12 protein-coding genes and 3 pseudogenes are annotated in these 23,512 nt (G+C 60.3%); 1 reads left to right on the forward strand and 14 read right to left on the reverse strand.

Annotation, left to right across the window (positions count from 1 at the left end; genetic code table 11):
* Nucleotides 1–30 precede the first annotated feature (30 nt).
* From OZY47_RS08095 to OZY47_RS08125, 7 genes and pseudogenes are all read right to left on the reverse strand, one after another.
* The gene (locus OZY47_RS08095) at nucleotides 31–822 is read right to left on the reverse strand and encodes an ABC transporter ATP-binding protein (RefSeq protein WP_277177862.1); all 792 of its coding nucleotides are present in this window, start codon (nucleotides 820–822) and stop codon (nucleotides 31–33) included.
* Between the two features lie 55 nt (nucleotides 823–877).
* Nucleotides 878–1,516 (reverse strand): annotated as a pseudogene (locus OZY47_RS08100) (FtsX-like permease family protein); the annotation flags it as partial.
* A 975-nt stretch (nucleotides 1,517–2,491) separates the two neighbouring features.
* A pseudogene (locus OZY47_RS08105) lies at nucleotides 2,492–2,686 on the reverse strand (ABC transporter permease); the annotation flags it as partial.
* Nucleotides 2,687–2,929: 243 nt separating this feature from the next.
* Nucleotides 2,930–4,492: an FtsX-like permease family protein gene (locus OZY47_RS08110; RefSeq protein ID WP_277177864.1), complete on the reverse strand. Its 1,563-nt coding sequence runs from the start codon at nucleotides 4,490–4,492 to the stop codon at nucleotides 2,930–2,932.
* 16 nt (nucleotides 4,493–4,508) lie between these two features.
* Nucleotides 4,509–5,783, reverse strand: coding sequence for a Fe-S-containing protein (locus OZY47_RS08115; RefSeq protein ID WP_277177865.1), 1,275 nt, complete (start codon nucleotides 5,781–5,783; stop codon nucleotides 4,509–4,511).
* Between the two features lie 396 nt (nucleotides 5,784–6,179).
* Nucleotides 6,180–6,815, reverse strand: coding sequence for an iron transporter (locus tag OZY47_RS08120; protein WP_277177866.1), 636 nt, complete (start codon nucleotides 6,813–6,815; stop codon nucleotides 6,180–6,182).
* Nucleotides 6,816–6,866: 51 nt separating this feature from the next.
* A complete protein-coding gene (locus tag OZY47_RS08125; RefSeq protein WP_277177867.1) occupies nucleotides 6,867–8,639 on the reverse strand; it encodes an FTR1 family protein in 1,773 nt (590 codons plus the stop codon).
* 323 nt (nucleotides 8,640–8,962) lie between these two features.
* Here OZY47_RS08125 and OZY47_RS08130 point away from each other — a divergent pair, with 323 nt between their 5' ends.
* On the forward strand, nucleotides 8,963–10,462 hold the full coding sequence (locus tag OZY47_RS08130) for a PadR family transcriptional regulator (RefSeq protein ID WP_277177868.1): 1,500 nt from the start codon (nucleotides 8,963–8,965) through the stop codon (nucleotides 10,460–10,462).
* Between the two features lie 281 nt (nucleotides 10,463–10,743).
* On the opposite strand, the gene OZY47_RS08135 is transcribed toward OZY47_RS08130, so the two are convergent.
* The 7 genes and pseudogenes from OZY47_RS08135 to OZY47_RS08165 all read right to left on the reverse strand — a co-directional run bounded on the left by OZY47_RS08135 (nucleotide 10,744) and on the right by OZY47_RS08165 (nucleotide 23,101).
* Nucleotides 10,744–11,862, reverse strand: a complete 1,119-nt coding sequence (locus OZY47_RS08135) for a class C sortase (protein WP_277177869.1) — start codon at nucleotides 11,860–11,862, stop codon at nucleotides 10,744–10,746.
* A 382-nt stretch (nucleotides 11,863–12,244) separates the two neighbouring features.
* Entirely contained in the window at nucleotides 12,245–14,185 is a 1,941-nt protein-coding gene (locus tag OZY47_RS08140; protein WP_277177870.1) for an isopeptide-forming domain-containing fimbrial protein, read from the reverse strand.
* A gap of 826 nt (nucleotides 14,186–15,011) precedes the next feature.
* Complete coding sequence (locus tag OZY47_RS08145) at nucleotides 15,012–16,847, reverse strand: ABC transporter ATP-binding protein (protein WP_277177871.1); 1,836 nt, start codon at nucleotides 16,845–16,847, stop codon at nucleotides 15,012–15,014.
* A gap of 120 nt (nucleotides 16,848–16,967) precedes the next feature.
* Nucleotides 16,968–18,827 (reverse strand): ABC transporter ATP-binding protein, encoded by a 1,860-nt coding sequence (locus tag OZY47_RS08150; protein WP_277177872.1) that lies wholly within the window; start codon nucleotides 18,825–18,827, stop codon nucleotides 16,968–16,970.
* A 525-nt stretch (nucleotides 18,828–19,352) separates the two neighbouring features.
* A pseudogene (locus tag OZY47_RS08155) lies at nucleotides 19,353–19,835 on the reverse strand (MarR family winged helix-turn-helix transcriptional regulator); the annotation flags it as partial.
* Nucleotides 19,836–20,180: 345 nt separating this feature from the next.
* Nucleotides 20,181–20,387 carry a hypothetical protein gene (locus OZY47_RS08160; RefSeq protein WP_277177873.1) on the reverse strand — a complete coding sequence of 69 codons (207 nt, stop codon included), beginning with the start codon at nucleotides 20,385–20,387 and terminating at the stop codon, nucleotides 20,181–20,183.
* Nucleotides 20,388–21,565: 1,178 nt separating this feature from the next.
* Nucleotides 21,566–23,101: an amino acid permease gene (locus OZY47_RS08165; RefSeq protein WP_277177874.1), complete on the reverse strand. Its 1,536-nt coding sequence runs from the start codon at nucleotides 23,099–23,101 to the stop codon at nucleotides 21,566–21,568.
* Nucleotides 23,102–23,512 lie beyond the last annotated feature (411 nt).

The following is a 23,512-nucleotide window of genomic DNA, read 5'->3' on the forward strand; positions in this document are numbered from 1 at the left end:
GCGGTCGGCTGAATATGGTTTCAGACGGTTTTATTTACCGACCTTTGCGGCCTTGGTGGGGTTGGCGAAGGAGATGGGGGTGTCGCCGGTTTGCGCGCCTTCGACCTGGGCGCCGGTGGAGGCGGGTTTGCCGCCCATCGCTTCGTAGGCTTCCCGGGCCTTGTCGTCGTTCCATTGCTCGCCAACCAGCACGCCGTGGTTCAGCATGATCTCACGCTGCGCGCACGAGGCGACCAACGCATCATGCGTCACCACGATGATGGTCGTGCCCTGCTCGTGCAGCTCGCGGAAAAGGTCGAGCACAATCTTCTCGTTCTTCTCGTCCAGGTTGCCGGTGGGCTCGTCGGCCAGAATCAGCTTGGGGTGGTTGATGAGCGCGCGGGCGATGCAGACGCGCTGCTGCTCGCCGCCGGAAAGCTCGCTCGGCAGATGCTTCGCGCGGTCCTTCAAACCCACGTGGTCGAGGGCTTCGAGCGCCTCTTTCTCGTCAACCACGGAATGGTAGTACTGCGCCACCATCACGTTTTCGACGGCCGTCAGATGCGGCACGAGGTAAAACTTCTGGAACACCAGACCGATGACGTTCTTGCGCACATCGGCCAGCTGGGTGGCGTTCAGATCGTTGAGCTCACGGCCCTCGAGCGTCACCGAACCCTTGGATGGCGAATCCATGCAGCCGATGATGTTCATCAGTGTGGTCTTGCCGGAGCCGGACGAGCCGACGACCGCGAGCCACTGCCCCGCCGGAACGGTGAGGCTGAGGTCGTCCACGGCGTGCAGGTCACCGTAGATCTTCGAAATATGATCAAGTTCGAGCAGCATAGCCACTCCTTTCAATACGTTTTGCAGCGTTACGTTTATTTCCGCAGGAATTTCGTCACTCCTCCTGGAGCACGATGGCAGGGTCGATGCGCACAGCGTTGCGCACCGGCGGCAGCGAGGCCAGCACCGCGACCAGCATGCTGACGACCACCGAGCCAAGCGCAAGCGGCCAGTTGAGCGAGAGCGTCTGGCCGAACACCGAAGCGCTGAGTGCGCGGGCGAGCAGGTAGCCGATGGCCGTGCCGAGCAAGCCGCCGAGCAGGCCATAGAGCGCGGCCTCCACGGTGAACTCCACCGCGATGTCGCGCGAGGAGGCGCCGAGGGCCTTGCGCAGGCCGATCTCGTTGCGCCGCTGCGAGACGATGGACGAGATCGTGGTGCCCACGCCGACGAGCGTCAGCACCAGCACGACCACGGTCACAATCCAGAAAAGCGTCTGCAGCATGGTGATGATGCGCACGTTGGACGTGGTGATCTTGGTGACCTTCTGCGCCTTGGCGTTGAGCGCCGTCGCCTTGTTGATGCGGTTCGCGAGAGTGCCCAATCCGGCGTCCGAGGCGTCGACGGAGAACTCCACCACGTCGGCGCCGCGGTTGAAACCGGTGAGCTTGCTGACGTCGGAGGTGTTGGCGTAGACCATGTCATCCTCGCTGCCGCCAGTGTCGACGATGCCATCCACGCGGAACTCCATACCGCCCGCGTTGGGAGCGGTGGGCTTCCATTCGGCGAGCGCGACGGAACCGGATGCGGAAGCGTCGCGCTGAGCGATGCCAGCATCTGCGTCAACGTCAGTGCGGAGAACGATATCGGCCTGACCAGAGCCATCGGAATAGCTGACGCCGTCGTTAAGGACGACACCATTGGGTCCGTTGTCTTCACCAACCTGCGGCCCGACACGATATGCGGACTGACGCCCATGGCGCATGCCCTGCATATCCTGCATACCGCCCTGCATATTCATGCCAGGCATATCGGGTTCCTTGGCGCGGTCGGCGATTGCCCCCAACGCGTTGCCCAGTTTGTCTTTGACCGTTGCGTCGGACATGTTGTTTGCGGAGGTGCCATGGGCCGAGTCCGACATCTTCATGCCCTTCATATTCGACATGTCATGCCCAGAGGAATTGCCGCTGGACGAATCGGAAGAACCGCCACCCTGCCACTCAGAACTCTGAGACCCGGAACCGCTTTCCGAACCGGACCCAGAGCTAGAACCGGAGCCTGAACCGCTTTCGGCCGAAGCGACCGGACTCTTGCCGGGGCTGTATTTGATGGTGATGACCGAGCCGATTTTGGCGTCGAGTTTGCTGGCCGCGTCCCGGCCGAGCAGCACGCCGCTGGCCGACGGCCACTTGCCTTCGACGCTCCAATGGTGGTTGAGCGCCTTCACGTCGTGCGGATCGATGCCCGCCACCACAAACGGCAGCGAGTTGATGCGCGTGTTCTCGTAGCGGTATGCCGCCGAATGTTCAGCCCCCGTAGCCGCCACGGTCTTGTCGAGCGTCGAGATGGTCTGCTTGCTGAATCCCGAACTTGCGGCGTCCGTGGCCTCCGTATCGTTCACGGCGTTATCTGAACCGTTCAAAGCGCTATTAGAACCACTCACGCCATTTTTAGTACCGCTCGCGCTTTCAGAACCGTCTACGGTTTCCCCGCCCACGGTCCGTTGTGTCGGGGTGACGATGAGATTGGCACCGTACGCCCGCATCTCCTCGTTCATCTGCTGCGGCACCGCCACGCAAATCGCGGCCAGGCAGAAGAGCGTCGCCGCGCCCACCAGCGAGGCGACCACGGCCATCATCGCCCGCGAGCGCCGGCGGAACACCGCGCTGAAAAGCATACGGAAGAACATGCGTCGGTTGGTCATCGGCCGTTCGACGGCCACGCTATCCGAGGCACTGCCAGCGGCAGCAGAGTTGGAGCCAGCGCCGGAACCGGAACCTTTGATACCATTCCCGGATTCCCCACGGGACTCGTCGCGTTTCATCTCACTCATACCGTCCCCCTTTCAACGTTCATCGCTCTGACAATGGCGGAATTCCAAGCGCCAGAAGCGCTCCGCCCAGCACAGGCATTCCCACCTGCGCGCACACTCTCATATCCATATCGATCAGCGACCATGGAGCACCTCCGCCGGACGCAGGTGCAGGATCGAGCGAATCGAGGAGAACGAGGCGATCAGTATGGTCACGGCCAGCAGCACGAACACCAGCACGAACACCATCGGCCGCATCACCACGCCCGAGCCGAAGACCACATGCCCGATGACCTGCGCGAGCAGCGAGCCAAGCCCCGCGCCGACGAGCCCGCCAATCAGCGAGATGACCGCCGTCTCGGTGAGCATCAACCGCGAGACCGCGCCGTCCGTGGCCCCGATGGCCTTGAGCAGCGCCAGTTCCGACCCGCGCTCACCAATCGAGGCGGCCATGAGATTGGCCACGGCGATGGCGGCGGCGATGAGGCTCAGCGCGGTCATCAGAATCATCACGGCCTGCGTCTTGCGCAGCACGTCACCCTGCAGCGCCGCCACCTGCCGCACCTGCTTGGCGACCGCGTCGGGCATCACCTCCTCGATCTGGTAGGCGATCGACGAGGGATAAGCGGTGCAATACCAAGTCTCCCACTCCTCCTGGCTCAGCGCGGCGGGGTCCTTCTCGGCCTTGCGCGCCAGGTCGTTCTCGGGCGTGGTGAGCGCCTTGACCTCGATCTTGTCGATGGAATCCGGCAGGTCGGAAAGTCGTTGTGCCGACCACGAGGGGATGTAGAGGCCGTTGGCGTCATTGTCGCCGGAGTCGTAGATGCCGACGATGCGCACGCGCTGGGTGCGGTGCTGGCCATCGGCCGTGGCCTTGGAAAGCGTGACGGCCTGGCCGACCTTGGTGTGGGTCGCGTTCGCCAGATCCTTGCCCATCATGCCTTGCACCACGGGGCTCTTAGCGGGCGAGCTTTGGGAACTTTGAGCGCCTTGGGAATTGCCGGCGGTCATACTAGGCATCGCGCCCATATCAGCCGATTTACCCGCAGTATCGCCGCTGGCGCTCATGTCCATGTTCATATCCATGGTTCCAGCCGATTTATCTGACGACTGAGCCTGCTCGTCGCTATTATTTCCACCGGACTTGCCGGCAGCATTAGCGCCATCAGCAGCGGCCGAAACCTTGCCGGTGCCCGAAGCCCCGGAACCGTCCTTGGCCCACGCGCCGTCGACCTTCCACCACGAACGCATGCCCTTGACTCCGGCGGTCACGCTCTGCCCGGTGGCAAGCGGCACTTTTTTGTCGAACCACGTGCCCGTCACCGGCACGCTGCGCCCGTCGATCGTGGCGCTGACATTGAGCTGCGGCGCGAAATCGGTGATGTTGAACGCCCAGAACGTGGTCTTGATATTGGGCACATCCGATTCCTTGAGGAACGAGGTCGGGTCACTCGTGTCCGCGCCATTGCCCGCGTCGGCGGTGTTGTAAAGGTCGGAGACCACCGCGTCGGCCTTGGGCCGCACCACGATGTTGGAACCGTACGTCGAGAGCTCGGCGTTGAGCTTGTCACCCACGTCGAAGACGACGCCGAGCATCGCCACGCAGATCGTGGCCGACAGGCACACGGTCACCGCGATGAGCAGCCGCCGCTTGAGCTGCCGCGAGAACGAGCGGAACACCATTCGTAACAGGAACATTGCTTGCCTCTATTCCTTATTCCTTGAAGTGGCTCGACAGCGCGTCGAGGTCGGAGGTGTGGATGGTGATCTTGCCGTGCGAGGCCTCGTAGGGGAACGGTATCGGGTTGCAGCCACCCTTGAAGCCGATGGTGGCCACGTTCATCTCCACCTCGCAGCGCTTGCAGATGATCTTGCCGTCCTTCTCGTAGTAGCCCGCGTCGCCGCAGGTCATGCACGCGTCGAGGCCCACGCCGAAGGAACCGCCGTTCTTCTTGATGATGATGAAGCGCATCACCGTGCCGTCCTTGGCCTTGTATTGGAAGCGGTGCAGATGGCCGTCGTCCACCTTGTTGAAGGCGATGGTCGCGATGCCATTGTGCTGCGAATACCCTTCCGGCGGCGAAAGCGTCGGTTGCTCGTGCACCTTGGCGACGCCCGCGGTCAGCGCGATGGTGACCACGATCATGGCGATGAGACTCCACACGCCCGCCGCCTTCGCACGACGCCGGAACGCCTTATGCTCGCGGACCACGGCGTCGTTCGGCCCGGCGAGCGGCTTGCGGAATCCGGCCACAATCGAGGCGACGACAGGGATGATGAAGACCAGCACCGAGGCGATGACCAGCTTCATATCGTTGTTCGCCGCGAGAATCAGCAGGTTGAACGCGGTGCCGTCGAATTCGACAAACATCATGGACATCAAGAGCGAGCAGAGCTGCGTCACGTGGCGGACCAGCAACACAAGCAGCATCAGCATCGAGGCGGCGAGGAAGCTGGTACGCACCGCGGTGGTGCGCATGGTTCGGAAGATGGCCGCGACGATGACCGCCGTGCCGATGCCCAGCGCGAAGCCGAGCGCGCGCAGCAGCATCTTGGAGGTGAACGCGGATTCGCCGGTCTCCACAAAACTCGTCAGGCGCATGAAGACGTCCTGCGAGGCGAAGAACGTGGTGAGCGCGATGCCCACCGCCGCAATCGCGTTGGCGACATGCAGGCGAACCGGATGCTCATGCCAGTCACGCACCAGTTGTTTGGAGCATGCCATCACCACGAGCAGCAGCACATCACACGCCACGCAGCCGATAAGCACCGGCAGATTGACCCCAGAGCGGCGGTCGACGATGACCAGCACGCGCAGCACGGTGAACACGAGCGCCGCGCCGATGCCGACGAGCAGCCCATACAGCCGCCACCGCCGGCTCACCGGCATATCGCGCCCCTCGCCAACGCCAAGCAGCACGCTCAGCGTCATCACGAGCAGCGCCGGCGCCAACATCCCCGGCAGCGCCCCCACAAATTCCTCGAGCATCTTCCCGAATCCTTATCTACTGTGCAAAGCCACCTGACGCTGTGGTTTGGGAAAATATACTCGCTTCGACACCCTCCAGGCCGGTAGGCCAAGCTTTATGTCTCAGCAAGCATATTTTCCCAAACCACAGCTCAACAACGAACTGTAAAGTTCCAAAACCAACTAATTCACGACATGAAACTTATAAAAGAAAATTGCCAAATTCCGTTTAGCCACTCGCTACGTAAGCTAAAAACTTTCGCAACCCCATGAAAACTGTTTTTTATCCGCTCAGTCCAAACGCATCATGGAGCAGCGAAGCGGTGGGTCAGGATATGCCATTCTCAGACATAAAGCTTGGCCTACCGGCCTTGAGGGTGTCTGAGAATGGCATATCCTGGCCCTCCGCGTAGCGGCTCACCACTGATGCACGACGTAATTCCAGTCGAACGTGGCCACGATCGGCTTGGTCCAGAAACGGCCCTTCACGCCGGTATCCGGGTCCACGTGCAGCGTCCAGCCGTTGGTCTCGGGGCTGTAGATCGTGTAGGTGAGCTTGTACTGCCCAGCCTTGTCGAGCTTGATGTTGGCGCCGTAGTGCGGGCCATCGTCGGCGTTCATCTCCATGAACGTGCCGTCCTGCTTGTTGTTCGGGTCGTTCTTGTCCTGGATCTCGTACTTCACGGTGAGCTTCGGGATGAAGTCGCCGGTGCCGTAGCCGAGGTTGTTGTCCTTGAGCGCATGGATATCGGCCTCGAGGTGGAGGTTCGATTCGGCCGCGGAAAGTCCCATGCCCTGCGGATACATGTCGACTGGCTGGAAGTAGACGGTCGCGATGTTGAGCGGGAAGATCTGCTGGTCGTGCCCGATCGGGATCTCCTCGAACTTCGCGCCGTTGCTGTTCGCCTTCTTCTTCGAGTCCTGCGAGGACGACGAGCTGGACTTGCCCTTGTCGCCGCTGCTGGAGTTACTCGATCCGCAGGCGGCAAGCGAGAACGCCAAAGCGCCGGCGACGACCATGGCCAGCAGGCCGGTCAGCTTGTTTTTCTTCATGGTTTTCTCCTATTTTTCTTTGTTATTTCTTCTGTTTTGTAATACCAATAGCTATTTTTGTGTTACAGATTTCTCATGCCGCTGCCGCGCCAAAAAGATGACGAACAGCACGACAATCACCACGGCGGCGATGATCTGCGCGATAATCGTCTCCGTGTACGGATAGAGGCCAAGCCACTCGTTGGTGGGCATCGTCGCGAGATACGTGCCGCCGATGGCGTCGCCCTCGATCAGCGAGTGCACGCCGCCGCCCGCGAAGGTGACGGCCAACACCGCCAGCAGCACAGAAGTGATGAGGAAGAACGGCCGCAGCGGAATCTTCACGGAGGTGAAGCGGATGAGCACGAACACGACGACGAGCACCACGGCCGCCGCCAGTCCGCCGATCCACATGCCACGCGAATCCTTGGTCATCGAGTAGACGCTCTGGTAGAACATCACGGTCTCGGCGCCTTCGCGGAAGACGGCCAGGAAGCTCAGCATCGCCAGCGACACCACGCCCGCGAACGTGAGCGAATCGGAGGCCGCCACATCGCCCACGGCCTTCTTCGCCTTGTTGCCGATATAGGATTTCCAGGCGTCCGTGTCGGACTTCGAAAGCATCCAGTTGCTGGTGTAGACGAGCATGCACATCGCGATGAGCGCGACCACGCCCTCCATGTTTTCCTGCTGCGGCCCGTTGCCGTTGAAAAACACCGCGAAAAGCAGCGCCATGAGCCCGGAGCCCAGAAGTCCCACGACCACGCCGAGGTAGATCCAGCGGATGAGTTTCTTGTTGCCGCTTTTGACCATGTAGGCGATGATGGCCGCGACCACGAGCAACGCCTCAAGCCCCTCGCGCACGAGGATCAGGAACGACTGGCCGACCGAGCTGGTGGCGAATTTCGTGGCGCCGTTGACCTGGTCCTCGGCCCCGCCGTCGAGCTTCTTGGCGTCGACGACCAGGTTGGCCTTGAGCTCGCTGGCCTTCTTGGCGATGCTGGCCGAAGCGTCACCACGCACCATCGCCTTGCGCAGCTCCTTGAAGCAGCTTTCCATGTAGGAGACGCGCGCGCCGGAGATCGCGTTCATCACGTTCTTCTCGAAACCGAGCTTTTCGTAGTACTGGTAGTAAGCCTCGTTGACCTTGTCGGCGCCCTTCTCGCCGTTGCCGGCCTTCGCCGCGGCCACGCCCTGGTCGATCACCTTGCCCATCTGCCCGGCGACCTCGACCCAGGTGCGGTTGCCCTTGCCGTAGAACTTGGTTTTCTTGTTCTTCTGCAGCACCTTGCGCTGCGCCTCGACGGTCTGCTCGATCTGCGCCGCGTAGGCCTTGGGCTTGGCGAGATTCGGGCTCGCGTCCAGTTGCGCGGCGGCGTCGTTGAGCTCGCCCGTCAACGTGGCGATGCCGGCGGAAAGCTCGTCGCCGTGACCGTCGCTATACGTCAGTTGCTGCACCGACTGGAACTGGTTCATCTCGTTTTGCTGGCGGTCACCACCGAGGGTGTCGCGCACGGCACGGCTGAAATTGCTGGCTGTATAGCGCGATGACGCGGCACTCATCTGCGAAGAGGCCGTGGAGCGGTCGCCGGAAGCGTACGTCGCGGCGACCTGGTTGAGATCCTTGCCCAAGTCCGAGGCGATCGAAGTCCATGTATCATCGGCCGAGGCAGCGGTGTCAGCGACGTTGAAGACGGAACGGGAAGATGCGGAAGCAGCATTCGCCGTTGAGGAATCCGCGGCGGCAGCGCGCGACGGGGCGCACAACATGGACCCCAGCAACGCCAGTACCATCAGCAGTGGCACCCATGCCACGCACTTGGCCAGCTTCGTTCTCGCTCCCATCGGATCTCCGCTTCACTCAAGCTTTCCGACAGTGTTGTGCCGGAATCTTCGTTTAGGATAAAGTGAAAATCGTCAGAAAAAAAGACTTGTTTTTTAAAATTTTTTATGATATGTAAAGCGATTAACCAGACGTATTTGTGGCCAAAACCATATAATCCCCGCCTCAAAACCCGCTAAACACAACCCAAACTGCCTAAATCGACCACACCCATCAATTCGCCTCCACAACCCCCACCACCCCAATTTGCGCTTGCCGATGAGAGAGCTATACTATTCTCTATTACTCTCGTCGAGAGTACTTCTGATGAAAGTATGAGGCTAGCATGGTGGCATCTCCTATTGAGCTCATGATTCTTGGCGCGTTGAAGGACCATTCGATGAGCGCATATGACATCAACAAATTCCTGCTCTCGCGCGGCGTGAGCAACTGGGTGAAAATCAGCGAGCAGTCCGTCTACCGCGTCTCTTTGAAGCTCAATCAGGAAGGCTTTACAGCCATCGCCCGCGACGGCTCCAAGACCAACTCCTCTTCGTCAAAACGCGTTTACACCATCACGACGAAAGGCCTTTCTCGCTTTGACGAGCTCATGCGCGAGATCGCCGCCGAGCCTCCGCACGTGCAGTTCGACTTCATCGCGGTCATCGCCAACCTCTACCAAACCGATGAGGCGACAGGCCACAAGCTGCTGACGACGCTGGAGACGAACCATCGCAACGTGGCGAATTGGCTGCGTAGCTCGGTGGCGGGCATGCCGTTCAGCGAGGCCAGCGAAACGGTGACGCTCTGCGCCGACACCTACGATCTCATCGCACGCTGGGCCAAGCATTTCCAAGACAATTTCTACACCGAGCATTCCGACGCGTTTGAGGACAGCAGGCCAGCAACATCCTTCGACACTTTCGACAATCCCGACGATTCCGATGAGGATGAAGCCGCTTACGACGACTCCGAACCGATGGATTCAACGAACGACTCTTACGAGAATCCGATGTACCCCTTCGCGAACAAGGAAGGGCAAGACGACGGCGTATACGCCGCAAACCTCTCAAATGACCGCGCTTTGAAAACCACCCATCAGGCCTCTCAACCCAGCAACGAGACCGACGATCAGCCATCCACCCACGGGACAGACGACAACGAAACCCGAGACAACCGCAACACGGTATACATCCAAGGCACGCCGCTCACCGCAGGCAAGCCCATCACCAACCTCGACCTTCGCCTCCGCTCCCTGGCCGGCCGCGTGCACACGGAACCCTGCGACCGCTTCGAGGTGCGCTTCCATCATTGCCGCGCGAAGGATTTCCGGATTGTCAACGAAGACGGCACCTTGCGCATCGTCAACACCGGCACTCCGTGGGACACGTTCTCACTGTTCGACACGTTCAACCCGGCCCGTTGGAACGCGCATGTGGAGGTGGTCGTTCCAGAGTCGGCGCAACTGGCGGAAGCCAACTTCGAGCTCCACAGCGCCGGGCTCTCGGCGAGCGGACTTCATGGCGAGCGCCTCAACCTGAACCTGCACAGCAGCTCGGCGAAAATCGAACGGGCCGACACCGTCGCCGCGAACCTCGACATCCACAGCGGCAGCATGAAATGGAACGGCACCATCCACGATGCCATGAATCTGACGTGCCACAGCGGCAGCGCCCGCGTCACCGGACTGCCCGAGGGCTTCGGCTACCGCACGAACCTGCGCGGCAGCTCGTTGCGCATCAACGGCACCACACTCATCGACGAGGTCGCCGGCCGCAACACCAGCCGCCCCGGCACCCCGATGCTCACCCTGGACCTCCACTCCAGCAGCGCCGTCGTGGAGTAAAACGCGCGTCTCACAGGGCTTATTTTGGGTCGCCGAGAGTCCCCTTTTCAGCGATTTTGTCAATCCTCTGTTTTCGCTGAAATTCCAACGAAAGCGAGACCCGACGTTTAAAAAAGCAAATAACCAACGTTCAAGTTTGCAAATACGAGACGTTCAAAAAAGCAAACGCCGAACCTTCAAGTTTGCAAATGAAAGGCATCCTGGAATAAGTAGTTTTGGGTCGCGAAATAAACCCAAATTACAAAGCCAAATACCCGTCCCCAGATTTAAAACCGAAAACCTCAACCCTGGCGGGAATGGGCGGCGGAATGCGCTCCGGGGTGGGTGCCGAAATGAGTCAGCCAGGCGAACAGGTGGGCAAAAGGCGACCACCATGGGGCGCGGCCGAAGTGGGGCGGAAGCATGAGCACGGCGGAATGCTGGATGGTCCAGGGCTTGCGATGACGCGAGCGCACCCATGCCAGGCCAATCACCAGGCCGCCCAGCGCCACGAGCACGCCGTAGACGATCGGGTCGCCCTTGGCGTCATCCGGCTCGGGAATCGGCTCGGGGATGGGCTGGCGCGTGCCGGTGATGATCAGACGCTCGGTGTTGACGCCGTAGGGCGTGCAGGTCATGAGGGTGACGAGGTCCTGCCCGGGCACGATTTTGTAGAGGTGGGTGTCGTCGGGCTTGATGACGTGGATGCCGACCACGCGGTAGCCCATGGTGCGCCCGAGGGTCTGCACGTAGAAGATGTCGCCCTTCTTGAGCTCGTCGATGCGCGTGAAAAGCAGCGCGTTCTGCAGGCCGGTGTGGCCGCTGAGCACGGCGTTGGTCGACGGCCCGCCGACCGGCAGACTCGTGCCGTAGAGATGCCCCGCCCCATGTTGGAGCACCGCGTCGGATGTGCCGTGGTAGATCGGCATTTTCACGGAGATCTTGGGGATGCGAATGGTGCCCATCATCCCGGTGCCGTCGTTGAGCAGGGACTGGTATTCCTGGTCCTTCTCGGACTTCGGCTTGGCCTTGGGGTTACCGGTGTCGAAGGGGTCGACGAACTCGCCGAGCAGCGGTTGCCCGGAGGCCGCCACCTTCGCGTTGTAGGCCTGGGCGCGATGGTATTCGTCGGCCACCTTGCCCTGCGGCCATTTCGAGATGCGGTCGACGGAGGCGGCCACGTCCGCGTTCTGCTGGTACGAGGTCATCATCCAGCGGGCCGGGAACCAGCTGATCGCCACGACCAGCGCGATCAGGCAGATGACGATGAGCGCGTCGATGACGATGATGGCCACGCGCCGGCCGAGCCTTGAGCCCTCTTTGTCGGCGATGATCTGCTGGAAGGTGCGCGCAAGGTCGACGTCGCCGGCAGCCTCGGCCCGAGACCCAGCTCCGGCCGTCACGCCTTTCGTTGACGCCATGCGCTCCCCTTCCGATATGTCCATCACTGTCCAGACTCCGCCGCTCCTCGGGTTCGCCCATGAATGCGAGTTGGCTCAAAGCGCTGGCGCATAGCAGCGATATATAGCGCGACAGCCACGAATTTATGTTGGAATCCCGCCAATATCACTGGATGGTTGCCGCAATGTTTTGCGTGTATATCTTATATATCCCCTGTACTATTCAGCGCGCATTACGCTCCGGATAGAAAACATACGGCAGACACACGGCAACCACCACGGCAAAATGGGGCGCAACCCGCTGCGCACAAATCGCAAAGCAACAGGCCACACCCCCATCATGTCCGGCGTTTACCGCCGTTTAACGCCGTTACCAGCGTTACCGTCGTTTACTCCAACAACCTCACTGCTTGTTGAGGCGGCGGCGCGTCATGATCAGCACCGCGGCGATGATGGCGAGCGCCACCACGATCAGCAACGCGAGGATCACGCCCGCGCCACCGGTCAACGGCAGCTGCGAGACGGAATTGATGTTCCAGACGATCACGGCGTTGTTCTGCGTCATGCCCACATCGGTCAGCGTGCTGTGCGCGGCGATCAGGCCCCACACGTCGGCGGTGTTGGTGAACGCGTCGGTCGCGGGGGCGCTGGCGTTGCCTTTCAAAGTGACCTTGGTGGAGGGCAGGAACGTGCCGGAAAACCCGGGCGCGGCGGCGACTTCCTTGACGGTGTAGTCGCCATCGGCCAAGCCGTCGACGCGCAGCTGGCCGGAACTGATCGGGTCGTCACCCGAGGAGCTACCTGCGGTGCCCGCGTAGACCGTGAGGTCGGTGCCTGCCGCCGAAGCGCTTGGGTCCGAACCGGTGGCGGCGCTCTGCGAGACGGACTTCTTGTAGGAGCCGTTGCCCATCTTCAGGAAGTTGATCACGTGGCCGGTGCTGTCGACGACCTGGAACTTGGCGCCTTCAAGGCCGGAGTTGTCGATCTTCTTCTCGTTGATGAGGTCGAAGTGGCGCATGTAGGCCGTGGAGCCGCTGTTGGAGCTGCCGGGCACGACGTTGTTGGTGATCGAGCCGTTGGTGCAGCCGCTGGGCGCGCCCGAGGCGGAGCAGTCGGTGACCTGGCCGTCGCCGTTGCCATCGGTGCCGGTCTGGCTGGAGTCGCTGCTCGGCTGGTTGCCCGGGTTATTGGAGTAGCCCAAGGTCACGCCGTTCTGTAGAGCCCCGCCCGCGGCGTTGTCGTTGACCTTCATCGAATAGGTGACCGTGATCGGATCCTGGTAGTGGAAACTCATGATGCTCGGGGTGAGGTCGAAGACGATATAGCGCGTGCTGGCACCGTTCGGCGAGGCATACATATGCGTGGCGTCGACGGTGTATTGCGTGCCGACGGTCAGCGTGGTGTTGCCCACCTTCACGACGGCGTCGTTGTTATACGTCAGGCCGGGTTGCGACGGGTTGTCGGCCAGCGTGTAGACATAGTGGGTATAGCCAGTGGTCAGCGGCACCGAGCCGGTGAGCTTGTAGTGCAGCGTGCCGCCGACCGAGGGGTCGTTGTTGCTGCCGTCAAGCGCCTTGGCGACGCTTGGCTCGTCCTTCTTGATCGAGACCGTGCCAAGCGCCTGCCCGCCGATGGACATATAGGCGGTGGCGTCGTCCTTGAGCTTGATGCCCGTGCTCACCAGCATGGGGATCGAGTTCTTGTGCGCGCTGGAGCCGCCCACGCCGCGGGCGGTGACGTCCTCGATGACGTAGATGCCGGGTTCGACGCCCGTGAACTGGACGGACGTGTCGCTGGCGCCGCCGGGGCCGGCCGTGATCGAGCTGGAGCCCATGGAGGTGTTGAAATCGGTTTGCGCGGCGAGGTTGGTGACGAACTTACGAAGGTTGCCGTTCCAAGCGTTGGCGGCGGTGCCCGAGTTCGAGGTCTCGTCCTTGTCGGTGTTGGTGTATGAGGCGGCCGAATAGCCGAGCCACCTCGAGGCGACCTCGCCGACCGGGTTGCCGTCGTAGCCGGCCCCAGGGGAGCTCGAGTCCACGCTGTGCAGCGCGGCGGCGGCGTCGGTCTTCACACCGGCGACGGTGCTCACCGAGACGCTGGCGAGTGAGTGGTCGCTGGCGTTGCCGGTGGCGTTGTCGTAGTCGCCGATCTTCACGGCCTTGAAGGAGTGGCCTTCGAGGCTTCCGGCGGGGCCGGTGATGGTGATGGTCGTCGTGTCGGTGTTGGTGCCCATGTTGAGCTGGGCCGGGTCGGCGTTCGCCGAGCCCAACGGTATGAGCGCGAGCAGGGTGGCGGTCGAGACCGCGATTCCCGCCAACGCGCGAAGATTCAATTTCCCGTTCATGAAATTGCCTTCCTTGCTTCTTTCGTTTCGCTGCTGAGGCGTTCGTATCGTCGTCAAACGCAAGCGTTCTCACCGCGTTCCATGAGATTGCCAGCGACAAGCGTCCATATTGGCGGCGACCATCACGCTTGACACCACCAACACCACGGCTACAAGCACAATCAGCCACGCGAATAGCCTCTGGTACCTCATCCATCGGCTTTCGCGGTCTTATGGAATTTTGTTTTATCGTTATAAAAGAATTCACTATCGGCCCAAACAAGCTGCAACAATGGCGATCACGCATCAGGCCCCATCCCCGAATCTCATTTCGTCAAAGGTTTTACACTTACTTGGCACTTTCGCCCAATTCATCACGAATCGTATCACGAAATATATAAGGCAATCCCGTGAAAAATTTCTTCAAACCCTTTATTTTCTGCGGTTATCCAGCAATGTAACACAATTTGTATGGTCATTTTCAGTACCGAAAATCAGAAATTCTCAAAACCATCAATAAATTTAGATAGTACGGCAAATGATTTACTAATAATTAGACAAATATAAAACAGACACAGCATAAACAAAGTTTTGCCACCGATGAAACGGCACCGGCGCCAGACGCAATGACGTTTCGACGCATGTTCCATTCTTTAACATACCGACACAAGAGGCGTGCATCAGAACATCCGCCAGCCCTCGCGCGCCGGCCTATACCCTTCAAACGCGTGTGGCCTCCCGAATCAAAAGACCCGGGAGGCCACACACCGCAGGAAACCCCACTCCTTCTTACGAAAGGCGACTCTTTTCAAGCCACCCACGCGCCTCACATCTCACGCCGCCCGCCTCACGCCACCAGCGTGGAGAACTGGCTGTTGTAGAGGTCGGCATAGAAGCCGCCCCTGGCCAGCAGCTCGTCGTGGGTGCCGCGCTCGATGATGTCGCCGTGGTTCATCACCAGGATCATGTCGGCGTTGCGGATGGTCGAGAGGCGGTGCGCGATCACGAAGCTCGTGCGCCCCACGGTCAGCTGGTCCATCGACTTCTGGATGAGCTCCTCGGTGCGGGTGTCGACCGACGAGGTCGCCTCGTCCAGGATCAGGATCGGCGCGTCCTGTACCATCGCGCGGGCGATCGTCATCAGCTGGCGCTGCCCCTGCGAAAGCGAGGACTTGTCGTCGAGCACGGTGTCGTAACCCTGCGGCAACGAGCGGATGTAGTGGTCGAGCCCCACGGCCTTGCACGCGTCCTCGATCTGCTCGTCGGTGACGCCCTGCTTCGAGTAGGCGATGTTCTCCTTGACGGTGCCGTTGAAGACCCACGTGTCCTGCAGCACCATCGAGAACTGGTCGTGCACGTTCGAACGCGGCACGGTGGAGGTGTCGATGCCGTCGATGGACATGGAGCCGCCGTCGATGTCGTAGAAGCGCATCAACAGGTTGACCATCGTGGACTTGCCGGCGCCGGTGGGACCGACGATAGCGACCTTCTGGCCCGCCTTCACGGACGCGGAGAAGTCATGGATGATCGGCTTGCCGGGCTCGTAGCCGAAGCTGACGTGCTTGAACTCGACGTCGCCACGCACGCGGGTGGGCTCGCCGGTCTTCGGGTCGCGGCCAAGCAACGTGGGCTTCTTGCTCTCGTCGCTCATCTCAGGCTCCTCGAGGAAGCCGAAGACGCGCTCGGAGGCGGCGGCGCAACGCTGCAGGTTCTGGAAGGCCTGCGCGAACTGCGAAAGCGGCTGGGTGAAGAGGCGGACGTACATCATGAACGCCACGATGACGCCGAACTCGATCTGCCCGTTGATGGCGAGCGCGCCGCCGACGATGCAGACGGTCACGAAGCCGAGGTTGCCCACAAGGTTCATCAGCGGATTCATCAGGCCCGAGAGGAACTGGCTCTTCCACGCCGAATCATAGAGGTCGTTGTTGTACTTCTTGAAACGGCGCACCGAATCCGCCTCGCCGTTGTAGGCCTTGACGACGATGTGGCCGGAATACATCTCCTCGACGTGGCCGTTGACGTCGCCGAGCGCGAGCTGCTGGCGGGCGAAGTACTTCTGCGAGTACTTCATGATCACCATCATGATGACCACGCCCAAAAGCGAGACCACGATGGCGCACACCGTCATGATGACGTTGTTATAGAACATCATCACCAGCGAGCCGACGAACAGCGTGACCGAGGTGATGAGCATGCCCAGCGACTGGCCCAGGGTCTGGCCGATGGCGTCAACGTCGTTGGTGATGCGCGAAAGCACGTCGCCATAGCTGGTGTGGTCGAAGTACTTGAGCGGCAGCTTGTTGATCTTGTCGGAGATCGACTTGCGCAGGCTCTGGGCGATGCGCTGGGTGACGGTGGCCATCATCCAGTGTTGCGCGTAGCCGAGGATGGCGTAGCCGGCGTAGAGGCCGACCAGCAGCCACGCGATGCGCGTGACCTCGCCCATGTCGACCGCGCCCATCACGGGCTTGCCGTGCACCAGGGCGGGCATGCCCTTGGCGATGGCGTTGGTCATGTTCTTCAACTGGTCCGGGCCGATGATCTGGCAGATGGTGCCGGCGGCCCCCAGAATCAGCGCGATGACGATGACGGGCAGGTATTTCTTGCAATACCTGACGAGTTTGAGCATCACCCCGCCGAAATCAGCCGGCTTCTCGGCCGGCCCCCTCATTCTTGGCATGATTTCTTTCCTTTTAAAGTTTGTTTTAGTTTTCCGCACACCCAAACAGGGGCATTTAAATTCTCTTCCTTGGAATTCCGCCATTCCTGATTTAAATACCCCCAATTGGGTGTGTCTCATTTAGGCAGCCAGCTCGTCCGGGCTCAGCTGCGACTCCGCGATCTCCTTATAGACCTCGCAACTTTCGAGGAGCTGCCTGTGGGTGCCCTCGCCGACGACCTTGCCGTCGTCGAGCACGACGATGGTGTCGGCGTCCATGATGGTGCCCACGCGCTGGGCGACGATGAGCTTGGTGGCGTCGCCGGCCTCGCGCTTCAGGGCGTCGCGCACCGCGCGATCCGTCTTGAAGTCGAGCGCGCTGAACGAGTCGTCGAAGACCATGATCTCGGGGTGCCGGTAAACGGCGCGCGCGATGGAGAGGCGCTGCTTCTGCCCGCCGGAGACGTTGGAGCCGCCCTGCGAAATCGGCGCCTCATATTTGCCGTCCATGCGCTCCACGAACTCGTCGGCCTGCGCCACGTCGCTGGCCTCACGCACGTCGGCCTTCTGCTCGGGGCTCAACTCGTCGCGCTTGTCCTCGCCGGCGATGAGCGCCAACTCGCGCTTGCGGCCCTTGGCAGTGGAGGTGTCGGCGATTTCGACGGCCTCCGAGTCGCCCGGCCGGTCGCCATAGCTGATGTTGGACTCCACGGTGCCCTTGAACATCACGGATTCCTGCGGCACGTAGCCGATCTTGTCGCGCAAGGCCTTGATGTCGTAGTCCTTCACGTCCACGCCGTCGACCAGCACCTCGCCCTCGGTCGCGTCGTAGAAGCGCGGCACGAGGTTGACCAGCGAGGATTTGCCGGAGCCGGTGGAGCCGATGAAGGCGACGGTCTGGCCCTTGTCCGCCTTGAAGTTGATGCCTTTGAGCATCGCCTCGCGGGTGCCCGGGTAGGCGAAGCTGACGTCGCGGAACTCGATGGTGCCGGTCTCGCCCGGCTTGCCCTGGGTGAGCGTGCCGGACTTGACGCCGGGTTCGGTGTCGAGCACTTCCATCACACGCTGCGCGGAGACGTCGGCGCGCGGCCAGAGCACGAAGACCATGCTCAAGAGCAGGAAGGCCATGATGACCTGCATCGCGTAGCTAGAGAAGACGACCATGTTCGAGAAGTAGGTCAGGCGGTCGGCCGGCAGCGCCGCGTCCTTGATGAGGTAGGCGCCGATCCAGTAGATCGCGAGGCCGAGGCCGTTCATCACGGAGCTCATCACGGGATTCATCGCTGCCATCGCTCGGGTGGTGAAGAGCTGGGTATTGGTCAGATCGGCGTTGACCTTGGCGAACTTGCTCTCCTGGTAGTCCTCGGCGTTGTAGGCGCGGACGACGCGCAGGCCGGTCAGGTTCTCGCGGGCCACGGCGTTGATGTTGTCGGTCAGGCGCTGCATCGAGCGGAACTTCGGCATCACGAGGATCATGATGATGACCACGAAGACCAACATCGCCACGGTCGCCACGGCCGTCGCCACGGTCCACTCGAAGCCCTTGCCCGCGATCTTGAAGATGGCCCACACTGCCATGATCGGCGCGCGGAAGATCAGCAGCACGCCCATGGTGATGAACATCTGGATCTGCGTGATGTCGTTGGTGGAGCGGGTGATGAGGCTCGCGGTGGAGAACTTGTTCATCTCCGCGGGCCCGAAGGACTCGACCTTGCGGAACTCGAGCGAGCGCAGGCGCTGGCTGAAGGAGGCGCCGACGCGGGCCATGAAGTAGCCGACAATGATGGCGCAGACCACCGAGCCGAGCGAGACGAGCAGCATCTTGCCGCCCTCTTTGAAGATGTCGCCCATGTGGCTGCCCGGCGTCTCGACCAGCGCCGTGACCTTCGACATGTAGTCAGGCAGTTTCAGGTCGAAGAAGACCTGGCCCGCGATGAATGCAAGGCTCAGGATCAACTGCCCGATCTCCGATTTGGAGAGGTATTTGCTGATGCGAAGCATGCTCTCCCTTTCTTGTATTTGGTATTGGTATTTACGTTTTGGCGTCTATATATAGGTATCTGCTGCGCGCAATCCGGCCGCCTGCCGGACATGACGCTTATGTTGTGTTCGTTACGTTGTCGTGTCGTTCCTTGGTGAATTCCAGACTTGCATTACCATACACCCAAAATTCCTAATAGTGTTAACCATTCATGACGACAAGAACAATACTCGCCATCCTTGCGTTTTCTCGGTATTTCACCGTACGCGAATCAGGTGTTTCGCCAGCCGGCTTGGCGGCTACTTTATTAACCCTTAAATCGTTGATATTACAGGCGAAACCAGCGAAAACCACAGTGACGAGATCTATCCTTTCGGGACTGCCGTCTTGGCGACTTTGGCCTGTTTGGAACCGCCCGAACCATCGGCGCTTGAAACCGCGTCAGCAGTGTCATTCAGACCCTCTGCGCCTTTGGCACCATCGGCAGTTCTTCCGGAGCCATCTGCTCCGCCGCCAGAATCCCCTGGCGACTCGTCCTGCCGGTCGCGCTCCTCACGCTCGGCGAACGCCTGCCGCACATCCTCGGCGCTGGGCCGCGGACCGCCGGGCGTGCACACCGACATGTAGGTCATGAACTCGCCGGCGAGCTCCACGAACTCGCGCGTTCGCCGTTCCCCCATCTGCGAGAAGATCCAACGCACCACCGAGTCGACGTCGTCGCGGTCATGCCTGGCCCGCTCGGTGCCCTTGTCGGTCAGAGTGACGAGGATATTGCGGCGGTCGTGGTCGTCGATCTCGCGGGTGACATAGCCTTTTTTCTCCATCGAGCCCAGCAGCGCCGAGATGCGCCCCGAGCTGGCGTGGAGCGCCCCGGCCAGGCGCGACGGGGTCTGCACGCCGTGCTTGAGCAGGTGGCGCAGCACGAACGGCTCGCCCTTGCCCGCGCCCTCGACCTGGTGCCACATGGCCGATTTGCCGCCATGCACGTCGCGGCGCAGCGCCTGCAACGCCTCTTGTTCGAAGTCCATCACCACCCCTATTCGTTCAGTTGATTAATGACATAAAGATTAATACCAGAAATATCTAACACCGTAAGCCTTTTCAGCTAAAAGGAAACCACATGACGAAAATACACATTGCAAATGCGACGCATTATTGGCAAACAGCGTCACAAACGCCATGTGGGACGGCCGCGGGGGAGGCACGGCCCGGACCACGTCACACCTCGCACCCGGGACCCTCACGACATCCAGGCATAAGAAAACGCGATGACCGCGCCATTGCGATCATCGCGTCCACTTGTTTGCGCACGCCTCCACCCGACTGGCACCGATTACATCTCGGAGTCAGAAAACGTGCCTAAAACCTTTGATTCAGGCTGTCGCCGCAACCGGACGAACGTCAGCGTGGTGAGTGTCGAGATACTCACGCACCGCCTCGCGAATCAACGTGGAGGGGCGAACCTCCTCATCGGCAGCTCCGGAGAGCACCCAGTCACCAAGCTCGGCCGTGGCGCGAACGCACCAAGTCCTCTCGCGGCGTTCACGGGTACCATGTTGCGCCTGCATTGTCTCAGCCATAATTGCCTTCCTTCACTCTTTGTTATAGTCATATGTATAACAAATCCAGTATATTACTTTTTATCAGACAAATGTACAAAATGGGGTATTTCTAAAGCCAAAAATCAGATAAATATGACTTTTTGCTTAATTAACTCCACGCTCAGCACATTAATCCTCTTCAATCAAGCGGCCCGGAACGGTGCCGTTCCAAGCTCACCCCAAGAGGACAGACCTCCAATAGCAACCTATCCTCTCGACAACAGCAGCATGACAAAATCTATTGTATCCATTTATCACGGGACGTGTTGCAATATGGTTCTTAGTAATGCAAATTCCGTCAAAGTACTACAAACGCCGGTAAATCAGGCTTTGTAAGACGACATTTCGTACATAAACAGCCAAATAAAAAGGGGTTAAACTATACAGTTTTTGTCTATTTATCTGGTACGAAAAACCTTGGCGTGTATCACATTAAACGTTTTAACCTATAGCGTAATCCTTGATACATCTACCTTTTCACCATATCCGGCGACGTCAAGTCTCCATAAAATGCGACGAATTCAGGATTTCACGACAAAGAACCAGTCGACCCGTCCCAAAACCGCTGGAGCCGCGGCGCGAAACGTGCCAAAACGAACGTAAACCGCTGGAATTGTTGCCTAAGCGGTAGGCTCATTTTCAGCTATTTGTGATACATCTCGTTCCACTATTTGAGACGGTGCCAAATTCCGCGCTCAAACTGCCCTCGCAAGCCCAAAAACGCGAAGGATCCTCTCCCCTCAGCAGCGTTTAGAACTCTCGCCACGCCTTGCGGACGAAAGAGAACTCGCGCCAGTGCGCCCTTCCTGTCGCTGACGAATGCGCGTTAGGAAGCGTGCAGAGGGTGCGGAGAGGGCGTAGGCAGGAGTAAGCAGCAGTAGGCAGTCAGAGCTCAGCCCAGTCGATGGGGCCACTGGCCGACAGGTCACAATCGGAAATTGGGAAAGCCAGCAATCGGCACAACCAACAACCTGCAGAACCAGCAACCGACAGCCAGCAACCTGCAGAACCAGCAACTGGCAGCCGAGGCCGACAACCCATAACCTGCAGCCAAGAACTGAGAGCCAGTAGCCGACAGCCGACAGAACCAACAACTCTCAGAGCCGGCAGCCGATAAGCCAGCCCCGCCGGCAGCCAACTGCGACCGAACCCGTCGCTCAGCCCTTGAGCTCGACGACCTGCTCACCGCGGTGGCTGATCAGGCTGTAGCCGCCGAAAACGACCAGCCAGACGAGCCCGGCGATGGCAGGGCCACGCGTGTCGTTCGAGAGGAAGAGCGTGATGTAGATGAACACGAAGAAGGCGATGGTGATGGCGCCGGTGACCTTGTAGGACGGCATCAGGAAGCCGTTCGCCTCGAAGTCGGAGGAGCGGCGGTAGAGCTGGTGGGCGACCATCGTGAGCACGTAGACGAAGATGATCACGGCGCTGGAGGCCGACGAGAAGAGCACGAACGCGCTGGAGATCTGCGGAATCGCGTTGATGACCGGAGCCAGCAGGATGAAGCAGGCCGAGACGAAGATGGCGCGGGCGGGCACCTTGTTCTTCGAGATGACGCGCAACTTGCGCAGCGTGGGCGACTTGGAGATCTCCGCGAGCTGGAAGAGGTGGCGGCCGGCGGAATAGAGCAGCGAGTTGAGCGCGGACGACGCGGCGGTGAGGACCACGAAGAAGACGAGCGCCGAGGCCCAGTTGAGGCCCGCGTACTGGAAGACCATGATGAACGGGGAGGCGAAGGAGCCGTCCTTGTTGGGCTTGAAGGTCTCCCACGGCACGATGAGCATGATGGCGATGAGCGCGCCGACGTAGAAGATGAGGATGCGCATGATGATCTCGTTGATCGCCTTCGGGAGCACCTTGCGCGGGTTCTTGGTCTCGGAGACGGTGACGCCGACGAACTCGATCATCTCGTAGGCGAAGAAGACCATCTGGAAGCTCATCAGGAACGCCATCCAGCCGTGGGGTGCCAGCGCGAAGCCGTTGAAGAGGTTGCCGACCTGGGCGCGGCCGGCGGGGCTGACGTGGTCCATGCCGTGGATGTGGACGGACGGATAATGGTAGCCGATGATGACCATGACCACGGCGGTGACGATCAGGCCGACGATCAGCGTGATCTTGATCATCGAGAACCAGAACTCCGTCTCGCCGAACGCCTTGACGGCGATGAGGTTGATGAGCACGAGCACCATAAGGAAGCAGAGCTCGATGAGCGGCTGCCATTGGCGCAGGTTGAAGCCGAACGTGTCGAAGAACGTGACGAAATAGGTGCCGACGGCGGTGAGCTCCGAGAGACCCATGAGGATGAGCACGATCCAGTAGGTCCAGCCCGCGAAATGGCCCCAGCCGGCACCGAGGTAGCGGCCGATGAAGTTGATGAAGGTATGCTGGTTCGGGTCGTGGTACATCAGCTCGCCGATGGCGCGCATCAGCAGGAACATGATCAGGCCGACGAGGATGTAGACCAGGATGATGCTCGGGCCGGTGAGCGCGATGGATTTGCCGGAGCCGAGGAAGAGGCCCGTGCCGATGGTGCCGCCGATCGCGATGAATTGGACGTGGCGGTTGCTCAGGCCGCGCTCGAGCTCGTTGCCGTCGCCGCTGCCGTTACCGTTACCGTTACCCGGCGCGGCGTTGGTCGGGGTGCCAGCCTGGTTTCCGTTGGTCACGCCCTGTGTTCCCTTGTTTTCAGTCATAATATGGCATAGAGTACGCCGCGCTCGGTGACAATCGTGTTTCGGCTATACATATCGTGGACAATATTACATATCCAAATATCTTCTGCTGGTTTATTCCGCCCGTTTATTTCGCCGCTATCCCCAGTTATTCGCAACCCCAACACCACCCAACCGCCAGATTGCGCCATAAATAGGCCGCTGAGCGACGCCAAGAGGCCTCAAAATGGCGGAATTTTATTTTCACGACATTTTTGAGCCACTGAATGGCGGTCAGCGGCTTAATTATGGCGGAATTTTATCTTTGCGACATAAATGGGCCACCGAGTCGCGGTCAGCGGCTTAATTATGGCGGGATTCGGAATTGGGTCGGTGGACGGGGGATGCTTGATGACATAGCGATGACATAAAATGCTGACATCGCTCGTTTCC

Origin of the sequence: Bifidobacterium sp. ESL0790, from assembly GCF_029395435.1 — a bacterium.
GTDB lineage: Bacteria > Actinomycetota > Actinomycetes > Actinomycetales > Bifidobacteriaceae > Bifidobacterium.